The sequence below is a fragment of the Nocardioides dubius genome, from assembly GCF_039528155.1.
In the GTDB taxonomy this organism is placed as follows: domain Bacteria; phylum Actinomycetota; class Actinomycetes; order Propionibacteriales; family Nocardioidaceae; genus Nocardioides; species Nocardioides dubius.
In genome coordinates this window covers 257959-261264 of the sequence record NZ_BAAALG010000011.1, presented here as the reverse complement: position 1 = coordinate 261264, position 3306 = coordinate 257959, and the positions used below count along the sequence as shown (strand labels likewise).

Here is a 3306-nt window from a genome sequence, read left to right as displayed (position 1 = left end):
CCCGCCACGTTTGATCCGCCTCGACTACCGCCCGGGCAAGGGCGTGAAGAAGGTCAAGGGGCACATCGCCCTGGTCGGCAAGGGGATCACCTTCGACACCGGCGGTCTGTCGATCAAGCCTGGCGACTCGATGGTGAACATGAAGCGGGACATGACCGGCGGCGCCGTCGTGCTCGCCACCATGCTCGCCCTGGCCGAGGTCGGCTGCCCGGTCCGGGTGACCGGCCTGATCGCCGCCGCCGAGAACGCCATCGATGGCACCGCCTACCGCCCCGGTGACGTGATCACCCACTTCGGCGGGCGCACCACCGAGGTCACCAACACCGACGCCGAGGGGCGCCTGGTGCTGGCCGACGCGCTGGCCTACGCCGTCGCGGAGGTCAAGCCCGATGCCGTGGTCGACATCGCCACCCTGACCGGCGCGATGAAGGTGGCCCTCGGGCTGCGCACCGGAGGCTTCTTCGCCGACAACGAGGCGCTCGCGGCCTCCCTCCAGGCAGCCGCCGACCGCTCCGGCGAGGCGCTGTGGCGGATGCCGTTGGCCGGTGAGTACGAGGAGAAGCTCTCCTCCAAGGTCGCCGACGCCGACAACGCCGCCGGCGGACCGGGCGCGATCACCGCGGCCCTGTTCCTGCAGCACTTCACCGGCACCGTGCCCTGGGCACACCTCGACATCGCCTCGGTGGGCGACGCCCTCGAGGACTACGACGTCTGGACCAAGGGTCCCACCGGCTTCGGCGCACGTGCGCTGCTCGCCTGGCTGGAGACCGACAACCCCCTGGAAGGAATCCGATGAAGGGCCTGACCGTCCGTTGGTCGCTGGCTGATGCGCCGGCCGAGCTGTCGGCGTCGCTGCCGGGCTATGTCGCCGAGGGCTCGCACGCCCGCTTCGAGGGCATGCCCGGGCTGGCCTTCAAGACCTGGCGGATGCGTGCCGGCGAGTGGTTCGAGGGCAGCTACGTCTTCGAGTCCGACGAGGCCCGTGCCTCGTTCCAGGAGACCTTCACCGCAGGTGCCGACTCGGCGCCGATCTCGCAGCTCACCGGTGCGGCCCCGATCCTGATCGAGGCCTGCGACATCGTCGCCGTAGCCGAGGGCGCGGCCGGCTTCGCCTCCACCCCGCAGGCCTGATCCGCTCCGGCGTCGGGAGCCCCCGGCGCCGGAGGCCTCAGCCCTGCTCGGGGTGCCAGACCTTCTTCGCGGCCAGCAGGCCGTCGCCGACCGGCAGCAGCACCGGCACGAGCGCCTCGTTCTCGGCGACGGCGCGGCCGAGCTCCCGGATCGCGACCGTCTCCTCGTCGCGCTGGGCCGGGTCGGCGACCCGGTCGTGCCACAGGGCGTTGTCGAAGCAGACGACGCCGCCCGGGCGCAGCAGGCGCAGCGCCTCGGACAGGTAGTCGGCGTACTCGCGCTTGTCGCCGTCGCAGAAGACCAGGTCGTAGTGGCCGTCGGTCAGCCGCGGCAGCACGTCGAGGGCCGGGCCGGCGATGGTGCGGGCCCGCTGGGCGGGGATGCCGTCCTCGGCGAAGCCCTCCTTGGCCAGCCGCTGGTGCTCGGCCTCCACGTCGACCGTGGTCAGCACGCCGTCGCTGCGCATGCCGCGCAGCAGCCACAGCCCGGAGACGCCGGTGCCGGTGCCGATCTCGACCACGGCGCGGGCGTCCAGCACCGAGGCGAGGAAGCGCAGCGCGGCGCCGACGCCGGAGCCGATCGGCACGACGCCGACCTCCTCGGCGCGGGCACGGGCGGAGGCCAGCACGTCGTCCTCGGCCACGAAGCTCTCGGCGTAGGCCCAACTCTCCTGGTTGATCGGCGTGGTGATGACGGCCTCCTGGGCTCGGCTCGGTGCAACGGGAGTGACCTTACCAACGCGGGAACACTTCGCGCCCGCGGCTCGTTGGGCAGTTCGAGGTCTTCTGAGCGAGTCTGCGGGATTCGTTCAGGTTCCTCTCAGCCCAGATCCCTACGGTGAGGAGGTCAGATGCGACGACGCCAGCACGAGGAGCGCACGGTGACCACAGCTTCCAGCCCAACCGAGGTTCCGACCTGGGACCAGATCGTGGCGGAGCACTCCGAGCGCGTCTACCGCTTGGCGTACCGGCTGACGGGCAACGCCGCCGACGCCGAGGACCTCACCCAGGACGTCTTCGTCCGGGTCTTCCGCTCCCTCGACAGCTACAGCCCCGGCACCTTCGCCGGCTGGCTGCACCGGATCACCACCAACCTCTTCCTCGACGGCGCGCGGCGCCGTCAGCGGATCCGCTTCGACGCGCTCTCCGACGAGCGGGCCGCGCGGCTGCGCAGCCCGCAGGTCGATCCGCACGACGCCTACGCCGACCAGACCTTCGACGACGACATCGAGCGTGCGCTCGGCCAGCTGCCGCCGGACTTCCGCGCCGCGGTGGTGCTCTGCGACATCGAGGGCCTGAGCTACGAGGAGATCGCGGAGATCCTGGGAGCCAAGCTCGGCACGGTCCGCTCCCGGATCCACCGCGGCCGCTCGATGCTGCGCGAGGCGCTGGCGCACCGGGCGCCGACGCAGGGCCGCGAGCGCTACTCCGGGCCGGTGCCCGGTCCCGCCTCCCGTGCCGAAGGAGTCGTCCGGTGATCGGCGGCCACCTCGGCGACCGGGTCAGCGGTCTGATCGACGGGCAGTACGACGGCCCCGTCGCCGACAAGCTCTGGGCGCACGTGCACGGGTGCTGCGCATGCCGCGAGCAGGTGGAGTACGAGGGCTGGATCAAGTCCCGGGTCGCCGGGCTGTCCGGCAGCCAGCGCCAGGCGCCGTCCTACCTGGCCAGCATGCTGGTCGAGCCGTCGTCGTCCGCGGCCCCGGCCTTCGCCGCGGTCGCGGCCGCACCACGTCGTCCCTCGATGGCCGCTGCCGTGGTCGGCGCGGGATCGGTGGGCGCAGCCGTGCTCGGAGTGATCGCCCTGGCCGGTCCGGTCGCGCCGGTCGACCGCCCGCTGGATCGGCGCGGCCCGGCGAGCAGCATCTTCCGGTCCCCGGAGACCAATCCGGTCTACGGGCCGACGGTGGTGCCGAGTGAGGGCGCGACGGCGTTCGGCGGTGCGGTGCCGGTAGCGGGCCGTAGTGTGTCCACACCCGCTTCCCCTCGCAGCGCGCAGCCGTCGGCTGATCCGTCGCTGCCTCGCCGATAGTTGAGAATCCCTCTGTGAACGATCAGCACACGCCGGATCCAGACCGCGACTCGGGTGAGTCCGACGCCGAGTTGACCGCCCCGATCACGCCGCAGCCCGCGGCCGACCCGGAGCCGGCTCCGGTCGAGCCCGTGGGGTTGGGCG

At 72.3% G+C, this 3306-nt stretch carries 5 protein-coding genes; 4 read left to right on the top strand and 1 reads right to left on the bottom strand.

Features of this window, described 5'->3' with window-relative positions; genetic code table 11:
* On the top strand, window positions 1-796 hold a 796-nt coding region (locus tag ABD151_RS14310; RefSeq protein WP_343995441.1), incomplete at its 5' end, for a leucyl aminopeptidase family protein.
* A complete protein-coding gene (locus tag ABD151_RS14305; RefSeq protein WP_343995440.1) occupies window positions 793-1131 on the top strand; it encodes a hypothetical protein in 339 nt (112 codons plus the stop codon). The genes ABD151_RS14310 and ABD151_RS14305, both read left to right, overlap by 4 nt.
* Window positions 1132-1168: 37 nt before the next feature.
* Here ABD151_RS14305 and ABD151_RS14300 read toward each other — a convergent pair whose 3' ends face one another.
* Entirely contained in the window at window positions 1169-1822 is a 654-nt protein-coding gene (locus tag ABD151_RS14300; protein WP_425571935.1) for an O-methyltransferase, read from the bottom strand.
* A gap of 159 nt (window positions 1823-1981) precedes the next feature.
* Between ABD151_RS14300 and sigE the strand changes: the two genes are divergently transcribed.
* Both sigE and ABD151_RS14290 read left to right on the top strand, forming a co-directional pair.
* Window positions 1982-2608, top strand: a complete 627-nt coding sequence (gene sigE, locus ABD151_RS14295; RefSeq protein ID WP_343995438.1) for an RNA polymerase sigma factor SigE — start codon at window positions 1982-1984, stop codon at window positions 2606-2608.
* Entirely contained in the window at window positions 2605-3162 is a 558-nt protein-coding gene (locus tag ABD151_RS14290) for a hypothetical protein (RefSeq protein ID WP_343995437.1), read from the top strand. Before sigE ends, ABD151_RS14290 begins: the two co-directional genes overlap by 4 nt.
* The last annotated feature ends 144 nt before the right edge of the window (window positions 3163-3306 follow it).